This window comes from Streptomyces sp. NPDC048389 (assembly GCF_040706335.1).
Lineage (GTDB): Bacteria > Actinomycetota > Actinomycetes > Streptomycetales > Streptomycetaceae > Streptomyces.
Genome location: NZ_JBEZKP010000001.1, coordinates 171,403 through 190,422, shown reverse-complemented (window position 1 = coordinate 190,422; position 19,020 = coordinate 171,403). Strand labels below are relative to the sequence as shown.

The window sequence follows — 19,020 nt, the reverse complement described above, 5'->3', positions numbered from 1 at the left end:
CGGTGCGGTTGTCCGTCAGCCGGTGAACTTCACGTCCTCGATGCCCTGCTTGTGTCCGGCACCGTTGTACCCGTCCTGCGGGGAGTAGGGCATCGCGGTCATCCACAGCAGTACATACCGGCTCTTGGCCGCCTTCTGGGCCGTCAGCGTGAGATCCGTTCCGTTGGTCTGCCCCGTGGCGAGCTTCTCCATCGAGTCGACGGAGCCGGACGGCGCCAGGGAGTCGACCGCGTAGAGAGTCATGGTGGTGTGGTTGCCGCCGTAGCGCAACGCTATGGAAGCACCGGACACCTCCTTGTCGGACCCCAGGTCATAGACGATGCCCACACCCTTCTTGACGGAGGGCACCAGCTCCGGCCCGTCCACGAAGAAGCCGGTGCGCCAGTCGCTCGCCGTGTCGTCGTCATAGGTGGCACCGACCTTGCCCGCGTTCTGCGGCCTGCCGTCCGGCGCGTACTCCTGCGCGTCCTGGATCGCCAGCGGCACCGGCGCCCTGGGCTTGTCGTCCTTTCCTTCCGGGCCCGCGGTCTGGGACGTCTCGGGCTCGTCCGTGGCGTTGCGGTCGTCCAGCAGTTTGTCGGCGATCTGCCAGCTACCGAGGCCGAGTGCAGCGATGAGCAGTGCGGAGACGGCCCACTTGAGGGCCTTGCCGGTGCGGGTCTGCAGGGGCGGGGGTGGTGCGGGTGTCGGCTGGGTGGTGGCGGGCGCGCCCGGCCGGCTGCCCGGCCGCCCGTGGTTGGTCTGCTGGTACGTGCTGCGCTGGTACTCGGGCGGTGCGGTGAAGGACGGCTCCGGCGGGCGGATGCGCGGCATGGCGGCGACGGCCTTGGCCAGTTCGTCGGGTGTGGTGCACGGCGGTTCTTCGCGGGACGCCGTGGCGCCGTCGTTGATCAGGGCGCGCATGGCGAGTTCCGAAAGCCCTCGGTGTACGCCGGCCCGCACCTGGTCGGGAGCGATCAGACCGACTCCCTTGGGCAGCCCGGAGAGGCCGTACGCATCGTTCTCGTAGGGCCAGCGCTGGGTCAGGGCGGCGTACAGGAGGGCACCGATCGCTTCGGTGTCCGCACGCTGAGGGCTGTCGGCGGAGATACCTCTCAGGGCGGCGTTCACCGCCAGGCCACGGATCCGGTACTGGCCCGTCGAGGTGCGCAGTACGGCCCCCGGCGTGAGCCTCAGATGGGCGAGGCCCTCGCGGTGGGCGGCGGCCATGGCTTGGGAGAGCTGGTCGACGAGCTGGTAGGCGTCGTGCGGCTCGAATGGTCCGGCGGCCAGCAGAGCGGTCAGCTCGACGGCGTCGGGCAGCCATTCGTGCACGACGTAGACGAGGTCGTTCTCCTCGACGGCGTCCAGCACTTGGACGAACCGGGGATCGCCCAGCAGCGCCGAGGAGCGGGCGGCTGCCAGGACGGAGCGCGCCCGGGAGTGGTCGGACGGGAGGATGTGCACGCCGACAGCGCGCCGCAGTTTCTCGTCGACCGCACGCCAACTGCTGAAACCGTCCAGTCGGGTGACGCACTCCTCGAGCCGGTAGCGTCTGGCGAGCTTGTGACCGCTGTGGAGTTCGGGCGTGGAGTGGGGCGGCCGGTCGCCCTGCTGTTCACCGTCCTTGTCCGAAGTCTCCTTCCGCGTCGTGCTTCGGGAGTCCGCCGTAGGGGATTTTGCCGTCTCGGATTCCGCCGCCCCGTCGGTCGTGGCCTTGCCCGCCTTGGCGGTCAGCGGTTCGTCCCCGCCGTTGTCGGCCACGTCGACGGCAGCCGTGCTACGTTCCGCCACCGTCGTTCCTGCCTCCCCATCCGTTGCGCCATGTCCAACAGCCATGCCAATTGTGCCCACAGTCCGACGCCATGCACGACACACGGGGTCCGACGATGGTTGTGCGGGGCGCGTTCGATGCCCCTGCCAGGCGGCGTTTCCGCAGGGCCTAGCGGCCGAGACGACCACGCACCATGCCCACCATGGCGTTGAGTTCCTCGATGCGCATCCGCCTGGCGGCGACGAAGAAGACGCTCATGAGCGCGACACCGCCTGCCACCAGCGCCACCAGTGAGCCGCCGGCACCGCTGCCGAGGGCCATGAGCACGCCGTAGGCCACGGCCCCGCCGGCCACTGCCGCGGGCACGGAGGCCATGGAGAGCCGGGCGTAGGTACGCATGATGTGGGAGCCGTCCAGATCCCCTCCCAGGCGGTTCTTGAGCCTCCTCCAGGCGACGCCCACGCCGACCGCGTAGGCGAGGCCGTAGGAGGCGGCCATGCCCACGACGGCCCATCGGGCGGGCAGCAGCACGTAACACAGTGCGGAGGCACTTGCGTTGACGACGGCGACGATGACGGTGTTGTAGAAGGGGGTCCGGGTGTCCTCGTAGGCGTAGAAGCCGCGCAGCACCACGTACTGCACGGAGTACGGGATGAGGCCGAGACCGAAGGCCATCAGGATGAAGCCCATGCCCCGGGCCGCCTCGAGACCGGTGGAGGCGAACAGCAGCGTCGACATCGGGAGACCGAGGGCCAGGAACGCGAACGAGACCGGGACGATGGCGACGGCCGAGTTGCGCAGGCCCTGGGAGATGTCGTCGCGTACGGCGCCGGGGTCGTTGTCATGGGCGGCGCGGGAGATCCGGGGCAGCAGCGCCGCCATCACGGAGACGGTGATGATGGCCTGCGGCATGCCCCAGATCAGCTGGGCATTGGTGTAGGCGATGAAGCCCGCGCCCTCCGCGCCGGATGCCTTGCCCGCCGCGGTGGCGAGCTGGGTGACGACCAGCACGCCCGCCTGGTTGGCGAGGACGAAGAGCACCGTCCACTTCGCCAGCTTCACGGTCCTGCCGAGCCCGTGGCCCTTCCAGTCGAACCGGGGGCGGAAGCGGAAGCCGGTCTCCCGCAGATACGGGATCATGGCCAGCGCCTGGACGACGAGCCCGAGGAGCGTTCCGACGCCGAGCAGGCGGACACCCTCCGGCGGGATCGTCTGCACACCCATCTGGGACTCGGCCGAGGTGCCGTAGACCCAGATGAAGAGTCCGAACGTCGTGATCATCACGATGTTGTTCAGGACGGGGGTCCACATCATCGCGCCGAACTTGCCACGGGCGTTGAGGATCTGTCCCATGACCACGTGGATGCCCATGAAGAAGATCGTGGGCAGGCAGTAGCGGGCGAACGTGACCGCGACGCCGTTGGCCGCCTGATCGGAGGCGATCGTGTCCGACATCAGCCGGATCAGCAGCGGCGCGGCGAACACCGCGACGGCGACGATCGCGCCGAGCGCCACCATGACGAGTGTGAGCAGACGGTTGGCGAACGCCTGACCGCCGTCGGCGTCGTTCTTCATCGCGCGGACCAGCTGCGGGACGAAGACGGAGTTGAGACCACCGCCGACGGTGAGGATGTAGATCATCGTCGGCAGCGTGTAGGCGACGGTGAAGGTGTCGCCGAGGAGCGCGGCGCCGAGGGCGGCGGTGATCACCAGGCTGCGTACGAAACCTGTGAGCCGGGAGACCAGGGTCCCCGCCGCCATCACGGCGCTGGACCTCAGCAGGCCGGCGGCGCGCCCTTGCGGTTTCTTGGGGGCCGGTGCGGCGGGCAGCGGTTCGGGGGCGGGAGGCGGTACGGAGGACTGCTGGTCCCGGAAGAGGTGGGCGAACGCGTCGGTCTCCGGCTTGTTCCCCCCGGCCCGGGAGACCAAGTCGTCCACGCCGGTGAACTGGGTGGTCCGTGCGTCGTCACCGTACGGCAGATGACGGGACGGGCCCTCGGGTTCCGGCGGAGGGGTCTGCGCCCAGATGCGGGGGTCGGGGGCGTACTGGGGCGCAGCGGGCTGCTGATAGAGCGGCGGCGGTTCCTGGTAGGTACCCGGAGGTGGCGGCGGGTGCGCCGAGCGGTCGTAGAGCGCTTCGTCCACCGGGTCCTGGGCGGACAGATCCTGGGCCTGGAAGGGGTCGCCGGCGTAGGCGTCCCCGACGTAGGGGTCCTGTGCATACGGGTCGGACGGGGGCTGCTGCGGCGGGAACGAACCTGCCGGGTCACCACCCGCGCCCGTACCGCGGTCACCGTCGTACGGCGCGTTCATGACTACCCCACCTCATCGTCCCCGGCCGACCGGCCACGACATCGCTCAACGGTCCACTTTCTCACCAGCGCCCGACGGGTTGCCGTTTTCCGGTCCGGTGTCAGGTGCGAGGTCACTCGGCTGCTCGGGATCGGAGCCGTCGGTGTCACTCTCCGTGTCAGCCGGGTCGTGATCGCTCGCGGCACCGGCATTCGCCGCGGCGGCGCGCTTGCGCTGGGTGTACATCCTGATGCCCGCGAGGACGAGCAGGAGGACACCGCCGGCGAGGACGAGCATGACGGTCGGCGTGATCTCCGAGACCTTCACCGTGAACGACATGGGCTGCCCATAGGGGGTGCCGTCGGCGGTGTAGAGCTGTGCGGTCATCTGGACCGGGCCGTTGGCATTGGCGGCGGCCGGGAACTTCACCGACTGGCTGTGGCCGCCCTCGACCTTGATCGGCTGCTCCGCCACTCCCTTGTTCTCGTCCCCGCCCAGGTGGAGACGGTTGGGGTTGGTGGACCTCAGCTGCAGTACAAGGTCGTCGATCCCCTGGACCAGCTGGTTCTGCACCGTGACCGGGATGGTCGCACTGCGCCCCGACAGGGTCACATCCGACTTCTCGATCAGCTGGACCTCTTCGGTGAGGCTCCGCAGATAGGAATGGACGCCGGACCGGTACTGCTGTGCCGCCTCCGGCTTGCCTCGCCAGGCGGTCGACAGCTCGCGGTCGACGGCGCGCCCGAACGGTGCCTCCACCCGGTCGGCGGAGGTGAGGATGACCTTGAACTTGTCCAGGGTGTTCTGCGTCTTCCTGATGTCCTCGAAAGCCTGGACCGGCAGTTCCTGCTTGCGTAGCTCGGCGGGGTACCGGGAGGGGCCCGGCACCTGGTTGTTCGCGTCGGCGTCCGGCTTGGCGGACGCCGCGGCGACCAGGTCCAGAGGCTGCGTCCAGCGCTGTGGCTCCAGGGCCCGCAGTGCGCGGGCCATGGACTGGGCCTGGGCGATGGTGGGCACGCGTTGCGGGGCCACGACGATGCTCCGCTGGTTCTCCGCGTCCTGGAGCGCGAGGGCCAGCGAATGCGCGAGGAAGTTCTGGACGGCGAGCGTGGACTCGCCGGCGCGGGTCATGTCGCCCTGGAAGGCGGTCGACAGCCGGGCGTCGGCGACCACGGCGGTCGTGCCGCCGCCGATGGGACGGGCGGCCGTGGGCGTGTAGGGGAGGGTGTCCTGAAGGCTGTCGCTGCGGGCGATCACCTTGTGCGCCCCGGCGGAGGTGGCCACGTCGACGATCGAGGAGTCGATCGCGCCCTCTACCGGCCAGGCGAAGTCGAGCGACGGCTTCACATGAAGGATCGTCTCCACCGTGACCTCGGCCACCTCGGTGGCCGGCTGAAGGTGGCTGAGCGATCCGGAGACCGACTTCCCCCTGTGCGCCAGGGAGGCGAGATCCGGATCCGCGAAGGGCAGAGCGACCACCTTCCGACCCTGCACGGCGGCCTCGACGGCGCTCAGCCACTGCTTCGCAATCGCCTGGTTCTTTCCGGCGACCGTCGAGTCGCCGGCCTTCACCTGGTAGTTCCGTGTCATGGCGTCCACGGTGGCCAGAAGGTCCGGGTCGATGACCCAGGTGACCGGCAGCTCCCTGCCGAGCGAGACGAGCTGGTCGAGCCGGCCGCCGGGGGCGAGCTCGGCAGCCAGTGCCTCGTCCTCGAAAACAGGTGTCTGCTGTTCGTCCGAACCCGTCTCCGAGGTGAGGTGGGTCGAGGAGATCAAAGGCCAGAGGTAGGTGAGGCGCGTCTTCTTCTCCAGGCCCTTCGGCTGCCAGGGCAGGAAGGTGCGCTCGATGCCCAGCACACGCTCGTAGGACACCGGCGACGTCTGTCCCGCGAGGGAGACCCCCAGCTGATAGACGCCGCCGTCCTCGTCGAGGGGAAGCTCATCGGCCGGCACGGAGAGGGTGAAGTCGTAGCTGACGCCGGAGACCAGCTTCGGAAGCTTGACGCTGTACTTGTCGTCGATCGTCGGGCCGTCGACACCGTAGGTGTAGCCCGTTCTCTCCGCTGCCCGGTCGATGGCGGTCCTGCCGTTGATCTCCGGGCCCACCCGGAGGTCGACGTGGGCATTGGTGATCGTCTGCCGCCCCTTGTTGACCACTGTCCCCGAGACGGTGATCCGGTCCTTCTGCCCGGGCGCTACCGGTGTGAGCGTGTCCAGGGACACATCCACGGTGCGCGATCCGGTGGGCTCCTCCGCCGCGTGTGCCGGTGCCGCGGCGGGCCCGTACAGCAGTCCGGCCACCAGTGGCACGCCGGTGATCAGGGAGGCTGTTCGACGCAGCCACCGGCGCGCAGGAGAGATGCGCATCCCCTGGATGTCTGCCGCCTCGGCCACGCGCTGTCCGTCCCTCGTCGTCTGCTGCCTTGGGTGGTTCTCCGCCTGTTGCGTCCACGCATGGTAACGAGGCCCGCTGTGCCGAAGTGCCGCGGAGTGGTCCACAAGATCAGGAGGTGCGTACCGCGCTCCGAAACGGGGACGACCCGGTCGGCCCGGGCACGTACCCTTTTCTGTTGTGCCGAACGCCAATGAAGACAACCCCACTGCCCTGAGTCAGGTGCAGCACCGCGCGGTGAGTGAATTGCTGCGGGTGTCGCCTGTCGCCGACGATCTGGCTCGCCGTTTCCAGGATGCCGGATTCGGTCTCGCGTTGGTCGGGGGCTCGGTCCGCGATGCGCTGCTCGGCCGGCTCGGGAACGACCTCGACTTCACGACGGATGCGCGGCCGGAGGATGTGCTGAAGATTGTCCGCCCGTGGGCGGATTCCGTGTGGGACGTCGGCATTGCCTTCGGTACGGTCGGTGCTCAGAAGGACGAGCAGGTCGGGGACGCCGCACAGCGCTTCCAGATCGAGGTGACGACCTACCGGTCGGAGGCGTACGACCGGACGTCGCGCAAGCCGGAGGTCTCCTACGGCGACTCGATCGAGGAAGACCTGGTCCGTCGCGATTTCACGGTGAACGCGATGGCCGTGGCGCTGCCGGAGAAGGAGTTCATCGATCCCCACGGTGGTCTGGAAGACCTCGCCCGGAAGGTCCTGCGTACGCCCGGCACCCCTGAGGAGTCGTTCTCCGACGACCCGCTGCGGATGATGCGGGCCGCACGGTTTGCCGCACAGCTCGACTTCGAGGTGGCGCCCGAGGTGGTGTCCGCCATGAAGGCCATGGCGGATCGCATCGAGATCGTCTCCGCCGAACGCGTGCGCGACGAGCTGAACAAGCTGCTGCTGTCCGCCCACCCCCGTAAGGGGCTGGCGCTGCTGGTCGACACGGGTCTCGCCGCGCATGTGGTGCCCGAGCTTCCGGCCCTGCGGCTCGAGAGCGACGAGCATCACCGCCACAAGGACGTATACGAGCACTCTCTGACAGTGCTGGATCAAGCCATTGCCCTGGAGGAGGACGGGCCCGACCTGGTGCTGCGGCTGGCAGCCCTGCTGCATGACATCGGCAAGCCCCGGACGCGACGGTTCGAACCGGACGGCCGAGTCTCCTTCCACCACCACGAGGTGGTGGGGGCGAAGATGACCAAGAAACGGATGACGGCGCTCAAGTACTCGAACGAGATGGTCAAGGACGTTTCCCGCCTCGTGGAGCTGCATCTGCGCTTCCACGGCTACGGAACCGGCGAGTGGACCGATTCCGCGGTTCGGCGATATGTGCGCGATGCGGGGCCGTTGCTGGACCGGCTGCACAAGCTGACGCGATCGGACTGCACCACACGCAACAAGCGCAAGGCCGGAGCCCTCTCCCGCGCCTACGACGGCCTTGAGGGTCGCATCGCGCAGCTCCAGGAGCAGGAGGAGCTGGACGCGATCAGGCCGGACCTGAACGGCAACGAGATCCAGGAGATCCTGGGGATCGGCCCCGGCCCGGTGATCGGCAAGGCGTATGCCTTCCTCCTCGATCTGCGGCTGGAGAACGGGCCGATGGAGCGCGATGTCGCGGTGGCGGCCCTCAAGGAGTGGTGGGCGGCTCAGTCCTGAACGTGAAACGGCGCCATGTTTCACGTGAAACATGGCGCCGTTTCGCTTCGGTCGGGGTTGATGTTTCACGTGAAACATCAACCCTGAGGCGAGCTACTTCTTGATCTCGTTGAGGCACAGTACACACGACTTGCTCGAGCTGCGTCGGCCGCTGGCCTGCTCGAAGTAGCCGATGTCGGCCCTGTCCTGGCAGATTTCCCGGTTCGTCGTGTCGTCGTGCACGGACACCGCCTTGTAGGCCGCCTCGGCGCCGCCGCAGTCGACCACCTGGAGATCCGGGTTGATGTCGCTGCCGCTGTTCTTGAGGCAGTCCCCCGACCTTTGCGGTGTCCGCGTCGTCCCGACCCATGAACCAGAAGACGGCGAACGCGATCGCGGCCAGGATGCCCACGGCTATCTGGAACTTCATCTTGAGGCTGAGGCCCCCACGCGCGGGAGCCGGGGGCGGTGGGGGCGGCGTCCCCCACTGCTGCTGCGGAGGCTGAGGCTGCTGGGGGTAGCCGTACCCCGGCTGAGGTCGTCCGGGCTGAGGCTGCTGCGGGTAGCCGTACCCGGGCTGCTGCGGCTGCTGGCCTTACGGGCCGGGCTGCCCGTACGGCCCTTGTCCCTGCTGCGGTGGATAAGTCATGCGGAAGCCCCCGTGAATGTGCCTCGAATTGTTGACGCGGGCACGCTATAGCACTCGGCCGGTACGGCTCCAACGGCCCAGAGCGGCGGCCACGGTCGCGTAGATCACCGCCACCATGACGACCAGCGGAGCCGACCGGCCGTCCGGGGGGAGCATGAGGGCGGCGACGGCGGCCGCGCCGACGAAGGCGACGTTGAACAGCACGTCGTAGAGCGAGAAGATCCGGCCCCGGAAGGCGTCGTCCACGGACGTCTGCACCACGGTGTCCGTCGCGATCTTCGAGCCCTGGGTGACAAGGCCGAGCACGAACGCGGCGACCAGCATCGGTCCGGCGGCGAACGGCAGGGCCAGGGCCGGCTCGAGGACGGCGGCAGCCGCCGTGCAGGCCACCATCCATCCGAACCGGCCGAGCCTGTCGATCCCCCATGGCGAGAAGACGGCCGCCGCGAAGAAGCCGGCGCCGGAGACGGCGAGAGCCACCCCGAGGAGAGCGAGTCCCTCCGACTCCGAGGCGGACCACGCGTAGCGGCACAGCATGAGCACCATGACGGTCAGCGCCCCGTAGCAGAAGCGCAGCATGGTCATCGCCGCGAGCGCGAGGGCGGCCGCCCGGCGGTGGCCCAGGTGTCGCAGCCCGTCCAGCAGCCCGCGCGCGGTGGAGGCGAGCGCGGCGCCGAGGTGGGGCTGCACCACGTCCTGATCGGGGCCGAGCAGTTCGCGGCCCATGCGCAGTGAGGAGAGCGCCGAGCAGAGATAGAGCACCGCTCCGAGCAGGACCACCGCGGCGTCCGAGTCGGAGGCGACCACGCGCACGAGGAAGGCCAGGCCGCCCCCGGCGGTCGCGGCCAGGGTCCCGGCGGTGGGTGAGACGGAGTTGGCCATGACCAGGCGGTCGGGGTCGACGACACGCGGCAACGCTGCCGAGAGTCCGGCCAGGACGAAGCGGTTCACTGCCGTGACGGCGAGGGCCGAGGCGTAGAAGAGCCAGTCCGGGACAGAGGCGATGATCAGCAGGGCGGTGCAGCCGGCGAGCAGGGCGCGCAGCAGATTCCCGTAGAGGAACACCTGACGGCGTTGCCAGCGGTCCAGCAGGACTCCGGCGAAGGGACCGACGAAGGAGTACGGGAGGAGCAGCACGGCCATGGCGGAGGCGATCGCCGCCGGAGAGGTCTGCCTTTCCGGCGAGAAGACCACGTACGTGGCGAGGGCGACCTGGTAGACGCCGTCGGCCGACTGGGAGAGCAACCGGACGGTCAGCAGGCGGCGGAAGTTCGGCAGGCGCAGGAGTACGCGCAGATCACGTACGACGGGCATGCGAGCAAGCGTCACATACGCGGAGGGTCCCCGGGTGGACCACCCGGGGACCCTCCGCGACGGCGGGTGCGAACGATCAGCGCTCGACGTCGCCCTGGATGAACTTCTCGACGTTCTTCCGGGCCTCGTCGTCGAAGTACTGCACCGGCGGGGACTTCATGAAGTACGAGGACGCGGAGAGGATCGGGCCGCCGACACCGCGGTCCTTGGCGATCTTCGCGGCGCGCACGGCGTCGATGATGACACCCGCCGAGTTCGGGGAGTCCCAGACCTCGAGCTTGTACTCCAGGTTCAGCGGGACGTCACCGAAGGCACGGCCCTCGAGGCGGACGTAGGCCCACTTGCGGTCGTCAAGCCAGGCCACGTAGTCCGACGGACCGATGTGGACGTTCTTCTCGCCCATCTCACGGTCGGGGATCTGCGAGGTGACGGCCTGCGTCTTCGAGATCTTCTTGGACTCCAGGCGCTCACGCTCGAGCATGTTCTTGAAGTCCATGTTGCCGCCGACGTTCAGCTGCATCGTGCGGTCCAGGATGACACCCCGGTCCTCGAAGAGCTTCGCCATGACGCGGTGCGTGATGGTGGCACCGACCTGGGACTTGATGTCGTCACCGACGATCGGGACGCCGGCCTCGGTGAACTTGTCCGCCCACTCCTTGGTTCCGGCGATGAAGACCGGAAGCGCGTTGACGAAGGCGACCTTGGCATCGATGGCGCACTGCGCGTAGTACTTCGCAGCGTCCTCGGAACCGACGGGCAGGTAACAGACCAGGACGTCGACCTGCTTGTCCTTGAGGGTCTGGACGATGTCGACCGGGGCCTCGGGCGACTCCTCGATGGTCTCGCGGTAGTACTTGCCCAGACCGTCGAGGGTGTGGCCACGCTGAACGGTGACGCCGGTGTTCGGCACGTCGCAGATCTTGATGGTGTTGTTCTCGCTGGCGCCGATGGCGTCCGAGAGGTCGAGGCCGACCTTCTTGGCGTCCACGTCGAAGGCGGCCACGAACTCCACGTCACGGACGTGGTAGTCGCCGAACTGGACGTGCATCAGACCCGGCACCTTGCCGGCCGGGTCGGCGTCCTTGTAGTACTCGACGCCCTGCACCAGCGAGGCGGCGCAGTTGCCCACGCCGACGATGGCTACGCGAACCGAACCCATTGGCGGTTGCTCCCTGTTTGATCTCGGTGTTTCTGATGAAACCCTGCGGTGCGCGGGGTCTCACTTGGCGGTGTCGTCGGACGGATCCGGCGGGGCGGAGCCCATGGGAGGTGTCCCTCCGGAGGGCTCGTCGTCCCTGTGCCGGGGCAGGCCGTCCTTCGCTCCTGATGTGTCGTCCTGCTGAGCGGTGCCTTCGGACGAGGGTCGTCGCTGATCCCGCCCTGCCCGCTCGCTCTCGATGAGCTCGTTGAGCCAGCGCACTTCGCGCTCCACGGACTCCATGCCGTGGCGCTGCAGCTCAAGGGTGTAGTCGTCGAGGCGCTCGCGGGTGCGGGCCAGCGAGGCGCGCATCTTCTCCAGGCGCTCCTCCAGCCGACTGCGACGGCCCTCGAGCACCCGCATCCGCACCTCGCGCTCCGTCTGTCCGAAGAAGGCGAAACGCGCCGCGAAGTGTTCGTCCTCCCACGCGTCCGGCCCGGTGTGGGAGAGCAGCTCCTCGAAGTGCTCCTTGCCTTCTGCCGTCAACCGGTAGACGATCTTGGCGCGTCGGCCCGCGAGCGAGGCGGCGAGGGCGTCCTCGGGAGCGTTCCCCGGTTCCTCGATCAACCAGCCGTTGGCGACCAGCGTCTTGAGGCAGGGGTAGAGGGTCCCGTAGCTGAAGGCCCGGAAGATTCCCAGTGACGTATTGAGCCGTTTGCGCAGCTCGTATCCGTGCATCGGGGCTTCACGGAGGAGACCGAGAACGGCGAACTCGAGGATGCCGGAGCGCCTGCTCACAGTCGCCTCCTTCGCCGGTCCCGATCGTCTATGCCGTGCTGATGTATCGACTCGATACATCAGCACGATAGAACGACCTGACTGCGGCGACAAGTGGCGCCACGGTGAGCGGCGTCACATCGTCAATCGCCGGGGCTGAGTTGCCTGATTTGGGGTGAACTTCGGACCTAGGAGGGTTTTGGCCGTGCGTAGTCTGTGCGGATGCAGACCACCGGGAACCATGTGACGCCCCCACGCGTCATCGCCGTGGATGCACGACGGGTGAGCCCCGCGCAGGGCTTGTCCGTATCCATTTCGGGGGGACCGGAACTCAACTGCCGCTTCCAGGCGTCTCGCCTGCCCGAGGAGTAGTCGTTCGATGAGCGAGCACCGTCGCAAACAGCCGCAGCCACAGGGTGGCGGGCGTGCCGCCGCCAGACGCGCCACCCAGCAGCCTTCCGGCCGTCGTGGCGTCCCGTCGGCCTCTTCCTCCGTCCCCCACGGCGACGAGCGCCCCTACGGCGGCCGCGCCGAGGCCCGGCGTGCCGCGCAGCGGGGCGGCGGCCGTCGCGGTGTCGGCGGTCATGAGGTCCCGGGCCGCCGCGGTGGCCGGCCCGGCAGAAAGCGGCTGATCGACTACCCCCGCCACGACAAGTACGGATGGCGTCGCTGGGTGCCGTCGTGGAAGCTCGTCACCGGACTGTTCCTGGGGTTCCTGGCCAGCCTGATGGCGGCGGGGACGATCGCCTACGCCATGGTCGGCATCCCTGAGCCGGCCAAGATCGCCGGGGCGCAGAACAACGTCTACTACTGGGCAGACGGCACGCAGATGGTCGCGACCGGTGGTGAGGTGAACCGGCAGATCATCGACATCTCCCAGATTCCCGAGGACATGCAGGAAGCCGTCATCTCGGCGGAGAACAAGACCTTCCGCGAGGACTCGGGCATCGACCCCATGGGTATCGGCCGGGCCGTCGTCAACATGGCCATGGGCGAGCAGACCCAGGGTGGCTCCACCATCACCCAGCAGTACGTGAAGAACGCGCGGCTGGACAATCAGGACCAGACGCTCAACCGCAAGTTCAAAGAGCTGTTCATCTCCATGAAGATCGATTCGGAGATGGAGAAGTCCGACATCATGGAGGGGTACCTCAACACCTCCTACTACGGCCGTGGCGCCTACGGCATCCAAGCCGCCGCCCGCACGTACTTCGACAAGGACGCCAACAAGCTGAACGCGAGCGAGTGCGCCGTCCTGGCCTCGCTGCTGAAGGGCCCGACCTACTTCGACCCGGCCGGCGTCACCGCCATCGACGCGGCGGCGACCAAGGAGGCCAACACCGAGCGGCTGACGAAGCGCTGGCGCTGGATCCTCGACGAGATGGTCAAGGACGACCACCTGGACGCCGCGGAGCGCCAGAAGTACAGCGAGCTGCCCAAGATCCAGGAACCGCTGAAGAACGCCCAGCTCGGCGGCCAGATCGGCTATCTCGTCGACCTGGCCAAGGCGAACTTCATCAACAGCTACGACAAGGAAGTCGACCTCTCCAAGGGCGGCTACGAGATCCACACGACCTTCGACAAGAAGAAGGTCACCGAGCTCGAGAAGGCCGTCAAGAAGGTCATCAAGGAGAACATCGACCCGAAGAAGCGCCCCAAGACGGACACCCACGTCCAGTTCGGCGGCGCCTCGGTCGATCCGCAGACGGGCCAGATCGTAGCGATCTACGGCGGTGAGGACGCGACGAAGCACTTCACCAACAACGCCGACGCGACCGGCGCCCAGGTCGGATCGACGTTCAAGCCCTTCGTGCTGGCCGCCGCCATGCGCGACGGAGTCCGCGACCCGGAGCTCGGTCCGGAGCAGGGAGCCGACACGCGCCGGATCGTCGATCCCGACAAGAGCCGGTACAGCGGCAAGAACAAGCTGAAGATCAGGAACTGGGACGGCTCCGTCTGGCACAACGAGGAGGGGAAGGAGTGGCTCCAGACCAACGACGGTCAGGAGGACTACGGCAACATCAGTCTGCGCGAAGCCATGATCCACTCCGCGAACTCCCCCTACGTGCAGCTCGGCATGGACGTCGGCATCCCGCAGGTCCGTGAGGCGGCCGTCGACGCGGGTCTGCTCGAGTCCAGCCTGACGAAGGGGAACGTTCCGTCCTTCTCGCTCGGCATCTCCGAACCGAGCGCCATCCGCATGGCCAGTTCCTACGGGACCTTCGCCGCCGAGGGCGAGCAGCGTGAGCCGTACTCGGTGAAGTTCGTGGAGTACGAGGGCCTGGAGATCTACAAGCACGAGGACAAGGTCGAGCAGGTTTTCGAGAAGAACGTCGCCAACAACGTGACCGACGTCCTGGTCGATGTGGTCGAGAAGGGCACCGGCAAGAACGCCCGGATTCCGGGGCGCCCGGTCGCGGGTAAGACCGGTACCACCGACGGCAACAAGTCGGCATGGTTCGTCGGCTACACGCCGCAGCTGGCGACGGCCATCGACATGTACCGCCTCGACGACAACGAGAACAACAAGAAGCGCGAGTTCCTCGAGATGTACGACACCGGTGGCCAGGACAAGATCCACGGTTCGTCGTTCCCGTCCGAGATCTGGCAGGACTACATGTCGGACGCCCTCAAGGGCGAGAAGGTCATGAGGTTCCCCGAGGCGGAGCCCATCGACGGCGAGGCCGTCTACGGCGGCGGCGCCCCGAGCCCGAAGCCGACCCCGAGCGACTCCCCCTCCGAGTCCCCGTCCTCGAGCCCCTCGGAGACCCCGTCCCAGAGCCCGTCGAAGACCCCGGGGCGGCCCACGGAGTCCTGCAACCAGTGGGAGGACTGGACCTGCGGCGTCGACGGTGGAGTCGACGGCGGCACGGACCAGGGCGGCGACAACGGGGGCGTGACGTCGACCCCCGAGTCACCCCCCGCCAGTGACGGCGGGACGGAGACCGGTGGAAACGGCAACGGTGGCGGGAACGGCAACGGCGGCCTCTTCGCGGGCACCGACGGCGACGAGTGAGATGGGGGCGTCACCGGCCGGAGACGGCTGACAGCGCTCCGCCCGCACCACCGGCGAGGGCCGCCGCACCCGCAAGGCGCAACAAGATGCGCCGGACACGGGTGCGGCGGCCCTCGCCGCGTCCCCGGCTCCGTACGGCAGGATGTGCACCATGCCCAGCGCAGAACAGACGAGCAGCGTGTACGAGGAACGGTCCGGCGCATGCCCCGCGCCTCACGACGTGCGGCCCACGCGGCGTGACCGGATCGCCGCGGCCGGCAGCGAGCTGATCGGCGGCCCGGCAGGGCACTGGGCACTGCGCGGGGGCAACGGCCGGTTCACGCCCGTACACGTGGTGGCGCTCGTCGCCATCGGCATGTTCGCGCTCGGCATGGTGCAGAAACTGCCCTGCTACAACTGGGCGTGGTTCAGGGGTACGAGCTCGCAGTACACCCACGCCTGCTACTCGGACATCCCCCACCTCTTCGTGGGCCGCGGCTTCTCCGAGGGCCTGGTCCCCTACTTCGACCGGCTGCCCGGCGACATGGAGTACCTGGAGTACCCCGTGCTGACCGGCGTGTTCATGCAGGTCGCCTCCTGGTTCAGCGGCGTCGGCGGCAGCTCGGGCCAGGACCGGCAGCAGCTGTACTGGATGGTCAACGCGGGCATGCTGATGATCTGCGCCGTGATCATCGCCGTCTGCGTCGCACGCACCCACCGCCGGCGCCCCTGGGACGCGCTGCTCGTCGCCCTCGCACCGGCGCTCGCCCTCACCGCCACCATCAACTGGGACCTGCTCGCCGTGGCCCTGACGGCGGCGGCGATGCTGATGTGGTCACGCGGCAGGGCTCTCGCGTTCGGCATCCTCATCGGGCTGGCCACCGCCGCCAAGCTCTACCCCGTGCTGCTGCTGGGGCCTCTGCTGGTCCTGTGCTGGCGGGCCGGCAAATGGCGTGAGTTCACCACGGCGGCGCTCGGCGCGGCCGCAGCCTGGCTCGCCGTCAATCTCCCCGTGATGCTGCTCGCGCCGGAGGGCTGGAAGAAGTTCTACACGTTCAGCCAGGAACGAGGCATCGACTTCGGTTCGTTCTGGCTGATCATCACGCAGCGCACCGGCGAATCGATCGACGTCGAGAAGGTCAACACCTACGCCACCCTGCTGATGCTCCTCGCCTGCGCGGGCATCGGCCTGCTCGTTCTGACGGCGCCCCGCCGCCCCCGTTTCGCCCAGGTCGCCTTCCTGGTCGTGGCCGCCTTCATCCTCACCAACAAGGTCTACTCGCCGCAGTACGTGCTGTGGCTCATTCCGCTGGCAGTGCTCGCCCGGCCCCGCTGGCGTGACTTCCTCGTCTGGCAGGCGTGCGAGGTCATGTACTACCTGGGCATCTGGATGTACCTCGCGTACACGACCAGCCCCAAGCACCAGGGGCTGCCGGCCGAGGGCTACCAGCTGGCCATCGCGCTGCACCTGCTCGGGACCCTGTATCTCTGCGCCGTGGTCGTGCGCGACGTCCTCATGCCGGAACGCGACGGTGTGCGCCAGGACGGCTCGGACGACCCCGGCGGTGGCGTGCTCGACAAAGCGCCGGACGTGTTCGTCCTGGGGGCGGCGCATCGGCTGCCGGGGCAGGCCGCCGCGGAGGCCGAGGAAGGGCCGCGGGTGGAGTGGGGCGCCTCCCTGGGCGACGGCAGCGGGACGGGACCGCAGCCGTCGGCCTGAGCCCTCTGCAGCCCTCCGGAGCACCTGTCGATCCGGAGGGCCCGGCGCCGGATCCAGTGGTGAGCTAGCGGTCGACCAGCCGGTCGAACTGGGTGGTGGTGTGCCGCAGGTGCGCGACCAATTCGTCCCCGACCTTCGGCTCCTGGGCGTCGGCGGGCACGAAGAGAATCGAGACCTGCATGTGCGGCGGCTCGGCGAACCAGCGCTGCTTGCCGGCCCAGACGAACGGCGACAGATTGCGGTTGACCGTCGCCAGACCCGCTCGTGCCACACCCTTGGCGCGCGGCATCACTCCGTGCAGCGCCTTCGGGGCCTCCAGGCCCACGCCGTGGGACGTACCGCCCGCCACGACGACGAGCCAGCCGTCGGACGCCGCCTTCTGCTGGCGGTAGCCGAAACGGTCCCCCCTGGCCACGCGCGTGACGTCGAGCACCGCACCGCGGTACTCCGTCGCCTCGTGGTCGCCGAGCCACAGCCGGGTGCCGATACGGGCGCGGAACCGCGTTTGCGGGAACTGCTGCTGCAGCCGGGCCTGCTCCTGGGCACCCAGATGGCTGACGAACATCGTGTGCAGCGGCAGCCGGGCGGCACGCAGCCGGTCCATCCAGCCGATGACCTCCTCGACCGCGTCGGAGCCGTCCGTGCGGTCCAGCGGCAGGTGCAGGGCGAACCCCTCCAGCCGTACGTCCTCGATGGCCGCGTGCAGCCGGCCGAGGTCCTGCTCGGAGATCCCGTGCCGCTTCATCGAACTCATGCATTCGATGACGACCCGCGCGCCCACCAGCGCGTGCACGCCGTCGACCGACGAGACCGAGCGGACCACCCGGTCCGGCAGAGGAACCGGTTCCTCACCGCGCCTGAAGGGCGTGAGGACCAGCAGGTCGCCTCCGAACCAGTCCTTGATCCGCGCAGCCTCGTACGTCGTGCCCACGGCCAGCATGTCGGCGCCGAAGCGTGCGGCCTCCTCGGAGAGCCGTTCGTGGCCGAAGCCGTAGCCGTTGCCCTTGCAGACCGGGACGAGACCCGGGAACTGGTCGATCACCGATTTCTGGTGCGCCCGCCAGCGAGCGGTGTCGACGTAGAGGGAGAGCGCCATGGCCGGCCCGGAACCTTTCTGGTGGCTGCGATGGAACAGATATCTGTACGAGAACTGTCCGTACGAGAACTGCGGGACGTACGAGAGCTACGAGACTACGGAGTCGGCGGCGCCGTCGTCAGCGGCGCGACATGTAGAGGTCCAGCGCCTTGTGGAGCAGCTTGTTGAGCGGGAAGTCCCATTCACCGACGTACTCGACGGCCTCTCCGCCGGTGCCGACCTTGAACTGGATGAGACCGAAGAGGTGGTCCGTCTCGTCCAGCGAGTCGCTGATGCCCCGCAGGTCGTAGACCGTCGCGCCCATGGCGTACGCGTCGCGGAGCATCCGCCACTGCATCGCGTTCGAGGGCCGGACCTCGCGCCCGATGTTGTCGGAGGCGCCGTACGAGTACCAGACGTGGCCGCCGACGACGAGCATCGTCGCCGCCGAGAGGTTGACCCCGTTGTGTCGTGCGAAGTAGAGGCGCATGCGGTTGGGGTCCTCGTTGTTGAGCACCGTCCACATGCGCTGGAAGTACGACAGGGGGCGTGGCCGGAAGCGGTCGCGCTCGGCCGTGATCTCGTAGAGCCGCTGCCACTCCTCGAGGTCCTCGTAGCGGCCCTGGACGACCTCGACGCCGGCCTTCTCGGCCTTCTTGATGTTGCGCCGCCACAGCTGGTTGAAGCCCTTGAGGACGTCGTCGAGCGAGCGGTTCGCCAGCGGCACCTGGTAGACATAGCGCGGCTGGACGTCACCGAAGCCCGCGCCGCCGTCCTCGCCCTGCTGCCAGCCCATCTTGCGCAGCCTGTCCGCCACCTCGAAGGCGCGCGGTTCGATATGGGTCGCCTCCACGTCACGCAGGCGCTTCACGTCCGGGTCCTGGATACCGGCCTTGATCGCCGCCGCGTCCCAGCGGCGGATGACGACCGGCGGGCCCATCTTCACCGAGAAGGCGCCCTGGTTCTTGAGGTGCGCCAGCATCGGCTGCAGCCAGTCGTCCAGGTTCGGGGCGTACCAGTTGATCACCGGCCCCTCGGGGAGATACGCCAGATACCGCTTGATCTTGGGCAGCTGGCGGTAGAGAACCAGGCCCGCGCCGACGAGTGCACCGCTCTTGTCGAACCAGCCGAGGTTCTCCGAGCGCCATTCGGTCTTGACGTCCGCCCATGCCGGGACCTGGCAGTGACTCGCTGAGGGCAGGCTCTGGATGTACGCCAGATGCTGTTCACGACTGATGGTCCTCAGGGTCAGGCTCATGCGGGGCGCTCCTCGGCAGGTGTGTCCCCAT

Annotated in this window: 12 protein-coding genes; 3 read left to right on the top strand and 9 right to left on the bottom strand. The window is 68.3% G+C overall.

Translation table 11 applies throughout. The features are described from left to right. Positions 1-15: 15 nt before the first annotated feature. From AB0903_RS00850 to AB0903_RS00840, 3 genes are all read right to left on the bottom strand, one after another. Entirely contained in the window at positions 16-1,773 is a 1,758-nt protein-coding gene (locus tag AB0903_RS00850) for a protein kinase family protein (protein WP_366697574.1), read from the bottom strand. 148 nt (positions 1,774-1,921) lie between these two features. Then, positions 1,922-4,066 carry a murein biosynthesis integral membrane protein MurJ gene (gene murJ, locus AB0903_RS00845; RefSeq protein WP_366697572.1) on the bottom strand — a complete coding sequence of 715 codons (2,145 nt, stop codon included), beginning with the start codon at positions 4,064-4,066 and terminating at the stop codon, positions 1,922-1,924. Positions 4,067-4,111: 45 nt separating this feature from the next. Beyond that, a complete protein-coding gene (locus AB0903_RS00840; protein WP_366697570.1) occupies positions 4,112-6,439 on the bottom strand; it encodes a DUF6049 family protein in 2,328 nt (775 codons plus the stop codon). 178 nt (positions 6,440-6,617) lie between these two features. On the opposite strand from AB0903_RS00840, the gene AB0903_RS00835 reads away from it, so the two are divergent. Further along, positions 6,618-8,084 carry a CCA tRNA nucleotidyltransferase gene (locus AB0903_RS00835; protein WP_366697568.1) on the top strand — a complete coding sequence of 489 codons (1,467 nt, stop codon included), beginning with the start codon at positions 6,618-6,620 and terminating at the stop codon, positions 8,082-8,084. Between the two features lie 93 nt (positions 8,085-8,177). Here the strand turns inward: AB0903_RS00835 and AB0903_RS00830 are convergent, their stop codons facing one another. From AB0903_RS00830 to AB0903_RS00815, 4 genes are all read right to left on the bottom strand, one after another. Further along, positions 8,178-8,351: a hypothetical protein gene (locus tag AB0903_RS00830; protein ID WP_366697566.1), complete on the bottom strand. Its 174-nt coding sequence runs from the start codon at positions 8,349-8,351 to the stop codon at positions 8,178-8,180. A gap of 406 nt (positions 8,352-8,757) precedes the next feature. Further along, positions 8,758-10,026, bottom strand: a complete 1,269-nt coding sequence (locus tag AB0903_RS00825) for an MFS transporter (protein ID WP_366697564.1) — start codon at positions 10,024-10,026, stop codon at positions 8,758-8,760. Between the two features lie 76 nt (positions 10,027-10,102). After that, positions 10,103-11,185 carry an inositol-3-phosphate synthase gene (locus AB0903_RS00820; RefSeq protein WP_366697562.1) on the bottom strand — a complete coding sequence of 361 codons (1,083 nt, stop codon included), beginning with the start codon at positions 11,183-11,185 and terminating at the stop codon, positions 10,103-10,105. Between the two features lie 60 nt (positions 11,186-11,245). Then, positions 11,246-11,962 carry a helix-turn-helix transcriptional regulator gene (locus AB0903_RS00815; protein ID WP_366697560.1) on the bottom strand — a complete coding sequence of 239 codons (717 nt, stop codon included), beginning with the start codon at positions 11,960-11,962 and terminating at the stop codon, positions 11,246-11,248. A gap of 358 nt (positions 11,963-12,320) precedes the next feature. On the opposite strand from AB0903_RS00815, the gene AB0903_RS00810 reads away from it, so the two are divergent. Both AB0903_RS00810 and AB0903_RS00805 read left to right on the top strand, forming a co-directional pair. Then, positions 12,321-14,957, top strand: coding sequence for a transglycosylase domain-containing protein (locus AB0903_RS00810; RefSeq protein WP_366697558.1), 2,637 nt, complete (start codon positions 12,321-12,323; stop codon positions 14,955-14,957). A gap of 151 nt (positions 14,958-15,108) precedes the next feature. Beyond that, positions 15,109-16,656 carry a glycosyltransferase 87 family protein gene (locus AB0903_RS00805; protein ID WP_366697556.1) on the top strand — a complete coding sequence of 516 codons (1,548 nt, stop codon included), beginning with the start codon at positions 15,109-15,111 and terminating at the stop codon, positions 16,654-16,656. A gap of 64 nt (positions 16,657-16,720) precedes the next feature. Here the strand turns inward: AB0903_RS00805 and AB0903_RS00800 are convergent, their stop codons facing one another. Then, positions 16,721-17,752 carry an alanine racemase gene (locus AB0903_RS00800; protein WP_366697554.1) on the bottom strand — a complete coding sequence of 344 codons (1,032 nt, stop codon included), beginning with the start codon at positions 17,750-17,752 and terminating at the stop codon, positions 16,721-16,723. Between the two features lie 118 nt (positions 17,753-17,870). After that, entirely contained in the window at positions 17,871-18,989 is a 1,119-nt protein-coding gene (locus tag AB0903_RS00795; protein WP_366697552.1) for a peptidoglycan bridge formation glycyltransferase FemA/FemB family protein, read from the bottom strand. Between the last annotated feature and the right edge of the window lie 31 nt (positions 18,990-19,020).

What these genes read in the sequence shown, in the direction of transcription:
- murJ (WP_366697572.1), bottom strand. Translation starts at nt 4,066, where the DNA reads ATGAACGCGCCGTACGACGGTGACCGCGGTACGGGCGCGGGTGGTGAC.
- AB0903_RS00810 (WP_366697558.1), top strand. Translation starts at nt 12,321, where the DNA reads ATGAGCGAGCACCGTCGCAAACAGCCGCAGCCACAGGGTGGCGGGCGT.
- AB0903_RS00800 (WP_366697554.1), bottom strand. Translation starts at nt 17,752, where the DNA reads ATGGCGCTCTCCCTCTACGTCGACACCGCTCGCTGGCGGGCGCACCAG.
- AB0903_RS00795 (WP_366697552.1), bottom strand. Translation starts at nt 18,989, where the DNA reads ATGAGCCTGACCCTGAGGACCATCAGTCGTGAACAGCATCTGGCGTAC.
- AB0903_RS00820 (WP_366697562.1), bottom strand. Translation starts at nt 11,185, where the DNA reads ATGGGTTCGGTTCGCGTAGCCATCGTCGGCGTGGGCAACTGCGCCGCC.
- AB0903_RS00825 (WP_366697564.1), bottom strand. Translation starts at nt 10,026, where the DNA reads ATGCCCGTCGTACGTGATCTGCGCGTACTCCTGCGCCTGCCGAACTTC.
- AB0903_RS00805 (WP_366697556.1), top strand. Translation starts at nt 15,109, where the DNA reads ATGCCCAGCGCAGAACAGACGAGCAGCGTGTACGAGGAACGGTCCGGC.